Raw genomic sequence first — 14,233 nt, 5'->3', positions numbered from 1 at the left:
ACTCCTTTTTCAGAACCAATATTTTACAAGTAACTTTACCCTATCCTCTGTCCTGAGGTAGGGGTTGTTTGAAAAATCCCAGTCATTTACCAAATCTCCATCAGTATGTCCGGGTTCCCCATATTCTAAGAAAATTTCAGTATTTTTGATCCCCCTATATCCTAACTGCAGAAAAAGACTCTCCCAAGAACGACCAACCCCCATTCCAACCGCAGCCCTGCCATAGAAAAAGAGGCTCTGGGTTATGTTAACCCTCAACTCAGCGCCTATCAAGTTCCTCTCACCAATAGAATAATAAACCGACTGACCATCACGATTAATTCCAAAATCCATAATTTTATACTGTAAACGCAGCTTCATTAGATTGTTTTCCCCACCAATCTCAAAAAAGAGGTGATTCCAGGTCTGTGATGTATCTTTAAGAGATTCTATGTAGAACTTAGAAGAGACGCCTCCGTAATACTCGATGTATACCTCACCGTAATTCCACCATTTATTGTATTTGTGAGGTAGCAGGAACCCGGGATATGTTTCGTCAAATCTCGACTCCCAGTAACGAGTTTTGTATATCAGATTAACCGCTTTATAAGGAACGAGATAGATAAACTCCCCGTAAATACCTCTTCTATCAAACTCCCTGTCAAAGTTTAAATTAAACTTATTGGAAAACTCGTCTATGAAATCAATACCGTAATTGAAGAAACTCCATGCAATGGATAGATTCTTAAGCCTTATCCTCCTAAATTCCAGTTCTAAGGCGTAATCATCGCTCTTTTGGGGGGTAAGTTGAGAGGGATGGATACTTCTTGCAACTTCAAACCGTAAGTTGAGGGGGCCTTTTATGTGTGTCTTTCCATTTAAAGAATAGATGCTATTAAAGGAATTTCCAGATCCCCTCCAATCTTTCTTTAAGTAAATAGTCCCAATCTCAAATCTCTCTCCAAATCTCTTTGTCAAGGAAGCAAGATATGCCTCTCCATCCCACGTTCTGAATTTAGAAGCAATACCCGTGGCGTAAAATCCTTTCCATTCCCATAGATCAAATCTCATACCTTCAGCTTTCGGACCCCAGGCATCATCCTTTACCCTGTCGGTATTTACAAGAAAAAGTAGTGGGCTTGATATCCAGAATCTATCCTCCCTTGAAAAAATCGCAAATTCAGTGTTAGATGTCCTGTAAGAAAGATGCCCCTGGTTCATAAAAAACCGCATTCCGTTGGCATTTGAGAGTGCTGAGAGGGAGAAAAACCCATTTAGCCCCGGCGATGGGTTCACAGAAAATTTCATTTCAAAGTAATTCTTAGGATTCCACATATCCCAGTTTACCGGAACCCTTGACTTTTGGGCCAGATACTCCCCCTCAAAATAACCATTTAACACTATAGGAAAGGATAAAATTAATAACAGCACTGACATAGTTGAATAAGGTTAAAGCAAAACCTATATGATGTCAAAGATTATATAGACTTCCACTAAGAAAAATTTTATTACCCCACACAAAAAGTCGTACATAAAACTCTCTAAGAAGTTGAGAAATAAGACAAATTTTTTCTATCAGTGCCTAAACCACACAACCTATAGAAAAAATTGCAAAGGAGTTTGGAAACACCTAAAAATAAAGGGAAAACTTATAGATAAATCACATCAGTGTCTTTTTCTAATATCACCGATAGAAAAGTTAACATATAATCTCTCAGATGTCTTGTAATGAGAAAATTGTTTTTTATATGCTCTTTGCCATTTTTACCGAGTCTTTTAGCAAATTCCGGCTCGTTAATTAGCTGCTTTATCCAGAATGCCGTTCCTTCAATTGTATGAGTGAGTATTCCTGAATACTTATGGGTTATCTGAAGTGGAATCCCTCCCACGGCGCTCGCAATTACCGGTTTCTCTTTCCACAATGCCTCAGCAACCGTTAATCCAAAGCCCTCTTTTAGAGACTTCTGAAGAACAACCGTAGAGGCTCTCTGTAAAGCATTAATTTCAATGTCACTCCCAGGAGGAAGAAGCAAGATATGTATATCGGGATCAGCTTCAGCCGCTTCCCTAACTTCGTTTAACACTGCTTCCCCCTCGGGATCGTCACTTGCAGGACCTCCTGCAAGAACGAGCTGACAATCAACATGTTTCTTGGCCAATCTGTAAGCTTCTATAACGCCAAGGGGATCCTTTAAATAATCAAACCTTGAAATTTGTGTGACTATCGGCCTACTCCTATCTATTTGAAACCTTTCAATAACCGAATTAATTTCTTCCTCGGTAAGCTCTCTATTTTTATCGCTAAGGGGATCTATCGATGGAGAAATTAAAATTTGCGGTATGCTAAGCTCCCTCGCGAATGCAGGTGCAGAAAAAATTGCGGCATCGTATTTTTCAATGTAGGTCTTCAAAAACAACCAAACATATTCCTGAGGCTTAGAAAAATCAATATGACATCTCCACAGCCAGCGTTTTCCAATCTCTTCTTTCTTTTCAATAAGAGCTATAGGTTGAGGATCATGAACAAAAATTATATCTCCGACAAATTCTATCTCCTGAGCATTCATCTCATTAACAGCAAGAAAATGCTCAAATTCAGATTCCTCAATCTGTACCGGTACTCCGTGTAAGGCATTGTGAAACTTTTTTGTTATCTTGAAGAACTTCTCTCCCCCCTTAATAACGTCCCACCTTGCGTCAATTCCAAGCTGTCTGAATAAAGGAACCATCCGACTAAGGATTTCAGCAACTCCACCTCCTACAGCAGTCGAGTTTATATTTTGTACAGTGATGCCTGAAAGTTTTTTACCCAACTCTAACAACTCTTGAATCACAAAACGTCCGACAAAAGGTTCGTAATCCTCAATACTTCTCATTTATTCTCCTCTCCAAAATTCTTAAAATTTTAGACCTTAATCCTTCAAGCGTATATGTGTAAGGATCAAGCCTTGAGATTTCCTCTGCTGCCTTTTCCTCACCAATAGACCTCAACCAGATGGAAAAGTCGTCATTCATCTTGCCCAGCCTCATCCTCGATTCAAACACATGAAGATAGAGAGAATTTATATTAACTATTCTCAAAATTTCACAAAATTCCTTTAAATTATTTGCAACATAGCCTGTATTAAGTACAAAACTTTTGGATTTCATAAAATGGAATTCCATCCCCGGAGGAACATTTCTAATAACTGGTTTAGTTAAGAGGTATTCTTCGATAGTTTGAATAATCTTTTCCTTCAACTCTGCAATTGTTTTAAAATCAATTATGTCTATTGCAGCCAATTTCTCACCCAGAACCGGCTCTTGTAAAGCATGAACAGTCCAGTAAGCAAAATCATTTGGAGGCTCGGGAGACAAATTGATATGTTGTTGAAGAAAGCGATGGGTATGGTGATAAATAACAGATCCTGGTGCTTCTTTTATCCCTTCAAGGAGCTCTATAATGTTACGCGCCTTCCTATTCGTGAGATAAACAAGGTCTAATTTGGTATAAAATACGAATGGTTTCATAGGGTCAAAAAACCTCTTAACATTGCGCGAACTTCAAGGTAATTTTTGAGCACGTACTTCGCAAGTGTTGGACCTATTCCAACTTTGATAGTCAATGCTTCTTGAGGAAGGGCTTTAAACATATCCTCATCCGTCCAGTCATCACCAATTCCCATAATAAAATTATAATCTTTCTGTGAGAGAAAGTGAAGACAGGCGCTTCCTTTATCCACTCCTGAACATCTAACCTCTATCAATTTGTTGCCCTGCAGAACCTGCAGATCCACGTTTGAAGTATAATCCACAAGATAAGTAAAGAGCTCATTTGCGAGATGCGCAGCACGTTCTGGCTCCGCCCCCCTGTAATGCCATGCTACTGAGTACTCCTTCTCTTCGACAAAGGAGCCAGGCAAACGGTCCGAATAGATTTCCATAATATTTCTAATGCTTTCTTTCCAGGAATTGTCCAGAGGCTTTATCAAAGCCCAATCTTCATATGGCTTCTTGACCCAAACACCATGCTCTGCAATTAAATTAATGGGAATTTCTCTGAACCAGTATTCGAGGGTATTTTTATCCCTTCCACTCACTATTACTACTTCTGTCCCTTCTTGATTTGCAAGAGCTCTGATTAAATCAAGCAAATCTTTGTCGGGCTTTGCAAGCTTAGGATTCTTAGAAAAAGGAACAAGGGTGCCATCATAATCCAGGAAAAGAATCCTATTTCTTGCCTTTCTATAGGAAATGTAAATTTGATTCTTTGGATGTATTGTAAGGAACCTTGCTTCAGCAGTTTTGCCTGACTTTTTTATCTCTTTCAGAGTCTCGACGAAATCTGTCGCCCACCTTGTAACATTATATCGGCGGATTCTTTGCTGCATCCTTTCCATTCTCTCGCGCTTTTCAACATCATCCATTGTCAATGCCTGTGATATTGCATCAACCATTTCTTTCAAAGAATTTGGGTTAACAACTATTGCTTCCTGCAATTCCCTCGCAGCTCCTGCCATCTCACTCAAGATAAGAACGCCTACACTGTCTCCTTTCGCAGCAACGTACTCTTTCGACACAAGATTCATCCCGTCTCTTAGAGGAGTGATGAGAGCAACATCACTCATGTAATACAATGCAGAAAGCGGTTCAAAGTTAAGATATCTATATTGGTAAATAATTGGTTGCCAATCGATAGTTCCAAACCTACCATTTATTTTTCCGGTAAGTTCATCAATTTGCCTTTTCATTATCTGATAGTGTTCTACTCCTACCCTCGAAGGCACTACCACCATCATAAGAACAACTTTTCCTCTCCATTCGGGATATTTTTCAAGAAATAACTCGTAAGCTTTTAAACGATTTGCCACTCCCTTTGTATAATCCAGGCGATCAATTGAGAGGATGATTTTCAAGTCTTTAAAACTTTTACTCAATTTGTTGATCTCCCTTTTTACCATTGGCTTAAAGCGAGCCTTGTAATACTTTTTGAAGTCAATTCCCATGGGAAAGGTATCTACTTTTACCACTCTTCCGTCAACATTAATTGTTCCCATACTATTCTCAAGTCCAAGAATTCTTAAAACACTCTTGAGAAAATGTTGTGTATAGTCAAAAGTATGAAATCCTAAGAGGTCCGCACCAATAAGACCCGTGAGAATCTCTTCTCTCCATTTCTTAGGAAGCATCGAATAAACATCATAAGCCGGGAAAGGAATGTGAAGGAAGAAACCAATGGGATATTTATCTCCCAACCTTAACCGCAGCATTTTAGGCAGCAACATCAGATGGTAATCATGTATCCAGATGACATCTCCAGGTTTAACAACTTCCATTACAGCATCACAGAAAAGTTCATTAACTCTCTTGTATGAATCCCAGAAATCCTCATCAAAAGAAACATAAGTGGTAAAGTAGTGGAAAAGAGGCCATATGGTTTTGTTACAAAAGCCGAGGTAAAATTTCTCCATTAATTTTTCCTGCACGAAAACAGGATAAGCATTGTGTTCGGAAAGTGCCTTATTCTTGAGTTCTTCTCTTAGCTCCTTTTTCAGGTATGCTCCCGGCCAGCCTATCCAGACGTAAGGTTTTCTTTTAACCGATGTTCCTCTCAGTGAATCCAAATAAGAACTTAACCCCGAGACAAGCCCACCCGGGGACGGCTCTAAAACATATTGTCCCCCTTCTTCCTTAATTGAGAAGGGTAACCTATTTGACACAATTAAGAGTCTCATATCTCACCTTTTTCATTCTTAAAAAACTTAAAACCACTACCAAAATGCACCACTTTCTGTGGAAATGGAATCTCGATACCTTCACTATCATATCTTTTATGCAATCGCTTTATAAACTCATGCTTAACAAGATATTGATCAGTATAATGATTTACACGAAGGATTACACTGAAAATTATACCATTATCTCCAAAGGTATGATACCTTATAAAGGGTTCAAAGTTTCTTACCCCGCCTTCAACCTCATTGAGAACTTCCTTAGCAACTTCAATTGTGATTCTCTCAACCCTTTCGAGGTCACTGTTATAAGACACAGTTACCGGAATAATTACAGAAAGTTCCTCCTGGGGCAGACTGAAGTTCTTGACAATCGCATTAGATATTTTAGTATTCGGAATAACTATTAAATTGTTGGATAGTTCCCGAATCAGCGTGCTTCTCCAACTGATGTCCTCCACAAAGCCTTCCTCTCCCGTATCAAGTTTAACATAATCTCCAACTCTTATTACTCCTGAAAACAAAATATTTATACCGGCAATAAAATTGGTAAGAGTCTCTTGAAGTGCGAGCGCAATAGCAACGCCTCCCACACCAAGTCCTGTCAAAATAGGTACAATAGAAATTCCCATGCGGTGAAGGGCGGTAAGTAATCCCAGTATTATAATAATCACTCTAAAAGTTCCTGAAATTAAACTCACTCCGGGCAAACGTCCGCTAATCTTTTCAAGTCTCAGATCCAGTAACTTCGCGCCAATATTTGCAAGAATAAATGAAACTGAAAGAATCGCGGCAATACTGAGGACTTTTCCCACTATGTGTAACAATGAAGAATCCACCTGGAAAATATCTAAAAGAAAATAACCACACAGCAAAATTGACCAGGCTACAATCCAGAACCTAATTGAACTATAAAAAATTCTCTGGGTTTCCAGACGCTTTTTAACTGCCCTGGCAACGAGTTTCCTCAAAATCACAATGTCAATTAAAATACCGGCAAGGCATAACATCAAAACTATAACAACTAAAATTACAACATTTTGTCCATCCATCCAATCACCTCCCTATAAATTAACGACAAAAATCACTAATCATGCAACATTTGGAGCCTTTTCTTCACTCGTTGAATAAATGAATCCGCTTAAGGTCAAATTGAAGGTGAATCCTATCTCCCTCCCGCAAATCACTTTCCGAAGTAGTGAGAGTAATCTCAATCGAATCAATTCCCACTCGAACAAGTTTTTCTTTTCCCAGATTTTCGATACTCTTAGCTACACCCGAAAAATGCGCCTTTTCGGGAGAACTCACGATATTGACGTTTTCAGGCCTTATTCCAAAGAAAACCTTTGAACCGGGTTTTAAAACATCAACCGGAACCTTTTCTGGAGGTACTGCCAGTCTATTACCTGCAAAGTCAACGTAATAGGAACCCTGCTCGAAGTACAGAACTGTCTCGACTATATTCATCGGAGGTGTCCCAATAAACGCCGCCACAAAAGTGTTACGAGGAGAGGCATATAATTCTTCCGAGGTTCCTATCTGTTCAATTTTCCCTGCTCTTAAAACCGCAATTCTATCACCCAAGGTCATCGCCTCAATTTGATCATGAGTCACATACAGAGTAGTTACTCTGAGCCTCCGTTGCAGGGATTTAAGCTCAGAACGCATTGATACTCTCAGCTTCGCGTCCAAATTTGAAAGGGGTTCATCTAAAAGAAAGATTCTTGGTCGCCTTACTATCGCTCTTGCAATAGCAACTCTCTGCCTCTGACCGCCGGAAAGTTCTGCTGGAAAAGCAAACAACAAATCTTCAATGTTTAAAAGCTCGGCTACCTCACGAACAGATTTTTCTATTATGTCTTCTTTCTGCTTGCTGATCCGTAAGGGAAAAGCAATATTATCATAAACATTAAGGTGAGGATATAATGCATAGCTTTGGAAGACCATCGCCACGTTGCGGTCTCGCGGCGAAATAAATACTCTCTTTTCAAAGGACGCTACCAATTCCTCATCAAAATAAATCTCACCACCTGAAGGCTTTTCAAGCCCCGCAACTAAATTCAAAATAGTTGACTTGCCACACCCGCTTGGACCCAATAGAACGAAGAACTCTCCATCATTAACTTCTAAAGATACACCATCTACCGCCACAACAACACGCCTTTTTGACACAAACTTTTTACAAAGATTCACCAATCTTAGCCTCATCCTTTGACAGCTCCCCTTGTTAATCCTTGAATTATATTCTTCTGAAAAACAATGACTAAAATCACAATTGGCAAGGTGGTCAACGTAGAAGCAGCCATTATTGTGCCCCACGGTATCTCACCATGGAGACCCTGAAAGAGTGCAATCCCTACAGGGACAGTTCTTGCCCTGAAGTCAGTAGTCAAAAGAAGTGCAAACATAAATTCGTTAAACGCAAAAATAAATGCAAGGATAAAAGTGGTAAATATTCCAGGCCTTGCGAGAGGCCACATCACTTTAAAAAGGGTTTCCCACACTGTGCATCCATCGATAGTGGCCTGCTTGTCTATTTCCTTAGGTATACCAGAAAAATAACTTACAAGTATCCAGAGGGAAAGAGGCATAATCCAGGCAGTATAAGGCAAAATCAACCCCACATATGTATTTACAAGACCAAGTTTTGACATCAAATTGAATAAGAATCCAACTATACTAACCTGAGGGAACATTGAAAATGCAAGCACAAACATAAGGAAAAAGGACTTACCGGGAAAGGGAAGCCTTGTAATTGAATACGCAGCAAAGCTTGCAATTAAAACCGTTAAAAAGGAACTAACACCGGAGACTACAGCACTGTTTCGGAGGTAGTCCAAAAAATGCAAATTAGGATTTCTAAGCAATTCTAAGTAATTCTTAAACGTGAAAACAAGACTGGTTCTTCTACCAAGAAAATCTACAGATTCAGCAAAACTAACTATAATCATATAAACAAAGGGCGTTAATGTAAACAATGCTGTAAAAAAAATACCCAAAATCAAAAGAACTTTTTTCCAGAGTTCCTCGTTCACTTCAAAAGCTCCCCATATCTACTTATTTTCAAATAAAAAATCGCCATTATTAGAGAAATCAGGAAAAGGACAGTTGAAATTGCAGATCCAAAACCAAAATCACCAGATACAAAGTACCTAAAAGCATATAAAGAAATAGATGTGGTACTTCCACCAGGACCTCCTTTTGTAAGTACATATATGAGATCAAATACTCTTAGAGCATCTATTGTCCTAAAGAGTAAAGCAACCAAAATAAAAGGCTTTAAGAGAGGAAGTGTTATTTTCCAAAATCTTTGCAGAAAGTGAGTTCCATCAACCTTTGCCTGGGCGTACAGTTCTTCAGGAATTGCCTGGAGCCCCATAAGCAGAATTATAGCAACAAATGGCGCTGTCTTCCATGCATCTGAAAGAACAAGAGCCCAAAAAGCACTCAAAGACGTACCAAACCAGTTAACAGGCCCGATCCCTAATCTTCCCAAAACATAATTGGCAAGACCGTAATGAAAATTGTAAATAAGTTCCCAAATCCTTCCAGAAATTGCAACGGGGATTGCCCATGGAACCAGCACAATCCCCCTAAATAAACCTCTTGCAGGAAAACGTTCATTCATAAGAAGGGCAAACATCATGCCGATCAACAATTCAAGACTAACGGATGCAAGCACAAAGGCCAGGGTAAAAAAAACAGATTGAACAAAAAACCTGTCGCTAAACAGTCTTTTGTAGTTTCCTAAGAAAATAAACTCCCTGAGCATGTAAGAAACATCTCGGAAAAAGGCGTCATAGATCGTCCCTATTACGGGAAACAAAAGAAAGGCGGCGATAAAAACTACAACAGGCACCACCAAAATTATTGATTCCAGACGCTCTTTTGGTGTTATATAATTAGGATTTCTATTTCTCATATTGTCTAACAATTTCTTTAATTTCTTCCTCCGCCTTAGAGAGTGCCTCTCCCGGTGAAATTTTCCCTGAAAGAGCACTGTTTACATACCTTTGTAGTATCTCAGAAACTTGAGAATAATAAGGAACCATAGGTCGCGGATAGGCATTTTCAAACACACTCCTCAGCACCGCAAGATGAGGTAACTTTTCAAGCACCTCCGGGTCCTTGTACACATCGACTCTACCAGGATTCCAACCAAGATTTAAAGTCAGCCTCTTTTGAATGTCGTAAGAAGTAATATATTTGAGAAACTTTAATGCTTCATCAGGTACGTCTGTAAAGCGTGATATACCTACATGCCATCCACCAAGCGTGGATGCACTACTCCCCCCCGGAAAGTGCGGAAGAGGAGCGATACCTACTTTCCCCTTGATAGGGGAACCTTCACTTTCATGATTTCCCCAGGCGTAGGGCCAGTTCCTTTCAAATAATGCATTCCCTTGCTGGAAAAAGATCCTGACCTCTTCCTCTTTCATCTCCGTGTAGGTATTCGGTGGGGATATATTGTAGGAGTGTATCAAAGCACTCATAAAGGCAAGGGCACTCACATTTTCCTGCGAATTCACAATGACTGTATCTTTGCTAATCACAATTCCCCCATTATTGGAAACAGCAAATTCCAAGAAGGTGCATATTAAGCCTTCATATTGAGCCCCTTGCCATACAAAGCCCCAAAAATCGGGATTGGAAATACCCCTTTCTTGTGCCTGAACTCTTTGAGACACTTTAATAAGTTCAATCCAGGTTTCGGGGGGGTTCTTATACCCGTACTTCTCAAGCAAATCTTTTCTATAATACAGCAAACCCCCGTCTACGTATACTGGCAATGCAATCAATTTTCCCTCGTGCATATCTGCGAGATTAACTACCCTTTGAAAGAATTTCTCTATATCGAGACTCCTTGACTCAACCCACGGTTTCAAATCGTAAAGCCAATCAGAGGAAGCAAATTGTCCTATCCAGGCCACATCCATAAGAAAAACATCGGGATCTGATTTTTTCGATTTTAATGCAACCAGAAGGCCTTGCCTCCTCTGGTCAGTGTCCGTTGGCTGTCTGAGAATTGACACCTTTATACCTGTTTCCTTCTCAAAGTCCTTTATGACAGCTTCCCAAAAGTCCAGTTCATTAGGAGCACCACCAACGGCAAAAGTCAACTTTCTTTCTCGTCTTGCACAACCACTAAGCAAAACGCTTACAAAAAGAATGATTGTGAAAAAAAGTTTAACAATTTGTATCCTCCACCCCATTGCCACCTCCACCTAATTTTTTACATTATAAAGCATTCAAAAAAAACTAAAAATCAAAGAAAATTGAGTAAAATAAGCACGTCTTTTGAAAATACACCAACTTTCACTTAAAGTAAATAGTGTCAAGGGAGGGCAAAAATGGAGTGCAAAAAAGATTTTAACTTGAAAAACCGTTGTACTTGTTCTTATCCAACCTGTTCGAGAAAAGGCATCTGTTGTGATTGCATAGCGTATCACAGAGCACATGGAGAGCTTCCTGCCTGTTATTTCCCCCCTGAAGCCGAAAGAACCTATGATAGATCAATAGAATACTTTATTGAAACCTATAGCAAAAAGAAAGGCTAATAAAGCCTTTACATTATTTCAGCATTTTTTCAATCTTCTGGCTGAGAATTTCGTCCATGTGCGGAAGTGAGCCTACAATCCGAGAAGTAATAAATCCATTTTTATCAATTATCACGTGGGTAGGAACAGCGGTAACGTTATACTTCTCGTAAACACTATCCACGTCAAAGGTAATGATGTATCTAAACTCATTTCGACTCAAGAAGTTCGCCACCCTTTCTCTAAGGTCGTTGGTAACTCCAACAAAAATAACATTGCTATTATCCTTGTATTTCTCAACCAGGTTATTCAGTTCAGGGATTTCTCTCCTGCATGGTCCACACCAAGTAGCCCAGAAATTCAATACAACTACTTTACCTTTTAGATCTTTCAATCTCAATTTCTGACCATCAATAGTTTCAACTAAAAAATCTGGCGCAGGAACCTTATTCTCTTCAATAATCTTTTTCAAATTAAAGATAAGAATGGTTATTGAGTCTCTGCTTATGCTGGTAGATTTCAGTTTTTCCTGAAAGTCTTTAAGGATACGTTCCTCCTCTGCACCGGTAATAACTGCATAAGCGTAATGTTTGACTGCCTTTTCAAAATTCCCAGTGGCAAAGAGTAAATCACCCACCTGTTCGTGATCGCCAAAGTCGGCGTAAAGATCGCCGCCCTGTACTTGTATCGCTTTTTCCAATACTGCAACAGCCCTTCCAGTATCGCCAATATTTAAAAAATACCGAGACTCCACTCTATAGAGGTCAGTAAGATTTCTCTTTACAGCCTTATCTCTCGACTTTGCGTCGTAAAACGGATAAGTATGTGAATAGGCTATAGGGTTAAAAGACTTTTCAGCTATTACAAGAAGGCTGTCAATAATTCTATAGTTTAAAGTTCCCATTTCCATCCTTAAAGAAGCCTCAGCCACATAAGGCGATGGGTCCATCGGGTATATTTGCTGTAGTTTTCTCAAGTAATCAATAGCTTTCACTGTATCTCCCTGCACGAGATAAGCATAATACAGTGAATAGTAATAATTCCTCAGAATATTTTTAATCCTGGAGGATGGTTCTTTGATGTAATCCGAATACTTATTCAAGCCAATTTCTAACCATTTTGCACCCTCTTTTGGATCCAAACTTCTCGCATACTGGTAGAGATAGCTCATTGCCACATCGAGAGCACCCGGTATAAAGGGATTTTCAGAAAGATATTTGAAGTAGTCATAAGTTTTGGGAAAAGAAAAGAAATAAGCGACGTTAAAGGCGGCAACCTGAGCCATTAAGTCGCCTGTATTAAAGAGAGAATCAAGAGTTTTCTCCAACTTATAAAGATATTTGGCCCTGCTTTGTTCATCCTTGAGCTTAAAATATTGCAAAATTTTGAGTCTTGAAAAACACACAGGGCAGGAAGGATAATATTTTAAGCCCTTCTTGTATATTTTTTCCGCTTTCTTTATTACTTTCCTCTGTTCTACGGGAGTCAAATTTACAGGATAAGGAATGGCCTTCTCTGTGTGCATACCCTTATAATAGCAAGCAAGGCGCATAGGCTTTTTGCCGTAGTAAAACACCAAACCCTCACCATTGGGAAAGTAGACCAAGTTACTGTCAACAATCCTCCATATCACGTAAGAAGTTAAAGTATCGGGTGCGATATCAAAGGAAATGGATTTAGCTTCTACTTTCGCAGGTAAAACATCAAAATCAAAATCGAGATTTTCCTTCAGGTAGATAACCTCAACCAGTGGTGAATTAAAATTCCCTTTTACCGTTATTTCAACCTTTTGACCCATCTGGGGTCTTGAAGGCCTCACCTCGTAGGACTTGCAAGAAACAAAAATTAGCAAGAGTGATAACATCATAATGGATACTCTCCTTTTGGTTTTCATTTACTATCCTCCTTCTTACTGAAAAACTTAATTAGCTCACTATCTAAGCCACCCTGTAATTCCTTATGTTTTAATTCCCTTACAATTCTGCCCTCGTGCAAAAAAAGAACCCTTTCTGCAAGGTTTGAAGCAACTGTGAAATCGTGGGTCACTATTATAGAAGTTGTTTTCTTTTCTTCATTTAACTTTTTTATTATTTCGATTACTGAACTGCCCGTAGCAGGGTCTAAACCAGCGGTTGGTTCATCGTATATCACCAACTTAGGTTCCGTGATAAGGGCCCTTGCTATAGCAACTCGTTTCTTCATACCCCCTGAAAGTTCTGAAGGCATTAAATTCTCAGTTCCCTGCATCTCAACAAGTCTAAGCATTTTAAGAACCTTTTCCTTAACCTCTTCTTCAGAAACCTCCCTCCTTAAAAAGGGATAAGCCACATTTTCAAAGACCGTTAGGGAGTCAAATAGGGCAGAGCTTTGAAAAACAAAACCTATATTTTCACGTAGTTTAAAAAGTTCCTCCCTTTTTATCTTAAATATGTTTCTTCCAAAAAGGAAAACATTGCCCCTATCAGGTCTCAAAAGTCCCACTATTATTTTTAGCAAGACAGTCTTGCCCGCCCCGCTCTTTCCAAGAATGCAAACAGCTTCCCCCTCTTGCACAGAAAAGCTAACGGAGTTGAGAACTACCTTGTTCAAAAAGGTTTTAACCAGATTCTCAACCCGCACAATTTCATCCATAAATCAAACTCCCAATTATGTAGTCAAAAAACAATACGAATACCGAAGAATATATTACCGCCCTCATCGTTGCAAGACCAACCCCTTTCGCTCCCTCTCTGCTGGTAATTCCTGAATAGCAACTAACTGTCGTAATTATAAATCCGAATACCACTCCCTTTAAAATACCACCAAGGAAATTCTTGACATAAAAAAAATCAAGGAAAGATCTGAAAAAAGCTGAAAATTCAACGTCGAGCATAATATTTGAAACAACTGCAGAGCTTAATATCGCCATAAAATCTGAAAAAGCCACAAGGAGTGGCGTAACCAGAGTACCAGCAACGACTCTGGGTAGAATCAAATACTTGTAGGGGTCAATACCCATGACTTCCA

General features: G+C 39.3%; 13 protein-coding genes. 1 reads left to right on the top strand and 12 read right to left on the bottom strand.

What is annotated here, in order from left to right; genetic code table 11:
• Positions 1-9 precede the first annotated feature (9 nt).
• The 9 genes from QMD82_03225 to QMD82_03185 all read right to left on the bottom strand — a co-directional run bounded on the left by QMD82_03225 (position 10) and on the right by QMD82_03185 (position 10,903).
• Complete coding sequence (locus QMD82_03225; GenBank protein MDI6850934.1) at positions 10-1,416, bottom strand: hypothetical protein; 1,407 nt, start codon at positions 1,414-1,416, stop codon at positions 10-12.
• A gap of 212 nt (positions 1,417-1,628) precedes the next feature.
• A complete protein-coding gene (locus QMD82_03220) occupies positions 1,629-2,855 on the bottom strand; it encodes a glycosyltransferase (protein MDI6850933.1) in 1,227 nt (408 codons plus the stop codon).
• Complete coding sequence (locus QMD82_03215; GenBank protein ID MDI6850932.1) at positions 2,842-3,489, bottom strand: DUF5752 family protein; 648 nt, start codon at positions 3,487-3,489, stop codon at positions 2,842-2,844. Before QMD82_03215 ends, QMD82_03220 begins: the two co-directional genes overlap by 14 nt.
• Complete coding sequence (locus QMD82_03210; protein MDI6850931.1) at positions 3,486-5,693, bottom strand: bifunctional alpha,alpha-trehalose-phosphate synthase (UDP-forming)/trehalose-phosphatase; 2,208 nt, start codon at positions 5,691-5,693, stop codon at positions 3,486-3,488. The genes QMD82_03215 and QMD82_03210 overlap by 4 nt, the downstream gene beginning before the upstream one ends.
• Positions 5,690-6,742, bottom strand: coding sequence for a mechanosensitive ion channel family protein (locus QMD82_03205; protein MDI6850930.1), 1,053 nt, complete (start codon positions 6,740-6,742; stop codon positions 5,690-5,692). The genes QMD82_03210 and QMD82_03205 overlap by 4 nt, the downstream gene beginning before the upstream one ends.
• Positions 6,743-6,806: 64 nt before the next feature.
• Positions 6,807-7,898, bottom strand: coding sequence for an ABC transporter ATP-binding protein (locus QMD82_03200; GenBank protein ID MDI6850929.1), 1,092 nt, complete (start codon positions 7,896-7,898; stop codon positions 6,807-6,809).
• The gene (locus QMD82_03195) at positions 7,895-8,725 is read right to left on the bottom strand and encodes a carbohydrate ABC transporter permease (protein MDI6850928.1); all 831 of its coding nucleotides are present in this window, start codon (positions 8,723-8,725) and stop codon (positions 7,895-7,897) included. The genes QMD82_03200 and QMD82_03195 overlap by 4 nt, the downstream gene beginning before the upstream one ends.
• On the bottom strand, positions 8,722-9,612 hold the full coding sequence (locus QMD82_03190) for a sugar ABC transporter permease (GenBank protein ID MDI6850927.1): 891 nt from the start codon (positions 9,610-9,612) through the stop codon (positions 8,722-8,724). The genes QMD82_03195 and QMD82_03190 overlap by 4 nt, the downstream gene beginning before the upstream one ends.
• Positions 9,602-10,903, bottom strand: a complete 1,302-nt coding sequence (locus QMD82_03185; protein MDI6850926.1) for an ABC transporter substrate-binding protein — start codon at positions 10,901-10,903, stop codon at positions 9,602-9,604. Before QMD82_03185 ends, QMD82_03190 begins: the two co-directional genes overlap by 11 nt.
• A 138-nt stretch (positions 10,904-11,041) precedes the next feature.
• Here QMD82_03185 and QMD82_03180 point away from each other — a divergent pair, with 138 nt between their 5' ends.
• The gene (locus QMD82_03180) at positions 11,042-11,248 is read left to right on the top strand and encodes a DUF6485 family protein (protein ID MDI6850925.1); all 207 of its coding nucleotides are present in this window, start codon (positions 11,042-11,044) and stop codon (positions 11,246-11,248) included.
• 13 nt (positions 11,249-11,261) lie between these two features.
• On the opposite strand, the gene QMD82_03175 is transcribed toward QMD82_03180, so the two are convergent.
• The 3 genes from QMD82_03175 to QMD82_03165 form a co-directional block, all read right to left on the bottom strand.
• On the bottom strand, positions 11,262-13,121 hold the full coding sequence (locus QMD82_03175; protein ID MDI6850924.1) for a TlpA disulfide reductase family protein: 1,860 nt from the start codon (positions 13,119-13,121) through the stop codon (positions 11,262-11,264).
• Positions 13,118-13,858, bottom strand: a complete 741-nt coding sequence (locus QMD82_03170; GenBank protein ID MDI6850923.1) for an ATP-binding cassette domain-containing protein — start codon at positions 13,856-13,858, stop codon at positions 13,118-13,120. The genes QMD82_03175 and QMD82_03170 overlap by 4 nt, the downstream gene beginning before the upstream one ends.
• On the bottom strand, positions 13,851-14,233 hold a 383-nt coding region (locus tag QMD82_03165; GenBank protein ID MDI6850922.1), incomplete at its 5' end, for an ABC transporter permease. The genes QMD82_03170 and QMD82_03165, both read right to left, overlap by 8 nt.

This window comes from bacterium, assembly GCA_030019025.1.
In the GTDB taxonomy this organism is placed as follows: Bacteria; Hydrothermota; Hydrothermia; order UBA1063; family UBA1063; genus UBA1063.
This window is presented reverse-complemented; position numbering and strand designations above follow the sequence as displayed.

What these genes read in the sequence shown, in the direction of transcription:
- QMD82_03210 (MDI6850931.1), bottom strand. Translation starts at nt 5,693, where the DNA reads ATGAGACTCTTAATTGTGTCAAATAGGTTACCCTTCTCAATTAAGGAA.
- QMD82_03190 (MDI6850927.1), bottom strand. Translation starts at nt 9,612, where the DNA reads ATGAGAAATAGAAATCCTAATTATATAACACCAAAAGAGCGTCTGGAA.
- QMD82_03215 (MDI6850932.1), bottom strand. Translation starts at nt 3,489, where the DNA reads ATGAAACCATTCGTATTTTATACCAAATTAGACCTTGTTTATCTCACG.
- QMD82_03175 (MDI6850924.1), bottom strand. Translation starts at nt 13,121, where the DNA reads ATGAAAACCAAAAGGAGAGTATCCATTATGATGTTATCACTCTTGCTA.
- QMD82_03185 (MDI6850926.1), bottom strand. Translation starts at nt 10,903, where the DNA reads ATGGGGTGGAGGATACAAATTGTTAAACTTTTTTTCACAATCATTCTT.
- QMD82_03225 (MDI6850934.1), bottom strand. Translation starts at nt 1,416, where the DNA reads ATGTCAGTGCTGTTATTAATTTTATCCTTTCCTATAGTGTTAAATGGT.
- QMD82_03220 (MDI6850933.1), bottom strand. Translation starts at nt 2,855, where the DNA reads ATGAGAAGTATTGAGGATTACGAACCTTTTGTCGGACGTTTTGTGATT.
- QMD82_03180 (MDI6850925.1), top strand. Translation starts at nt 11,042, where the DNA reads ATGGAGTGCAAAAAAGATTTTAACTTGAAAAACCGTTGTACTTGTTCT.
- QMD82_03200 (MDI6850929.1), bottom strand. Translation starts at nt 7,898, where the DNA reads ATGAGGCTAAGATTGGTGAATCTTTGTAAAAAGTTTGTGTCAAAAAGG.
- QMD82_03205 (MDI6850930.1), bottom strand. Translation starts at nt 6,742, where the DNA reads ATGGATGGACAAAATGTTGTAATTTTAGTTGTTATAGTTTTGATGTTA.
- QMD82_03170 (MDI6850923.1), bottom strand. Translation starts at nt 13,858, where the DNA reads ATGGATGAAATTGTGCGGGTTGAGAATCTGGTTAAAACCTTTTTGAAC.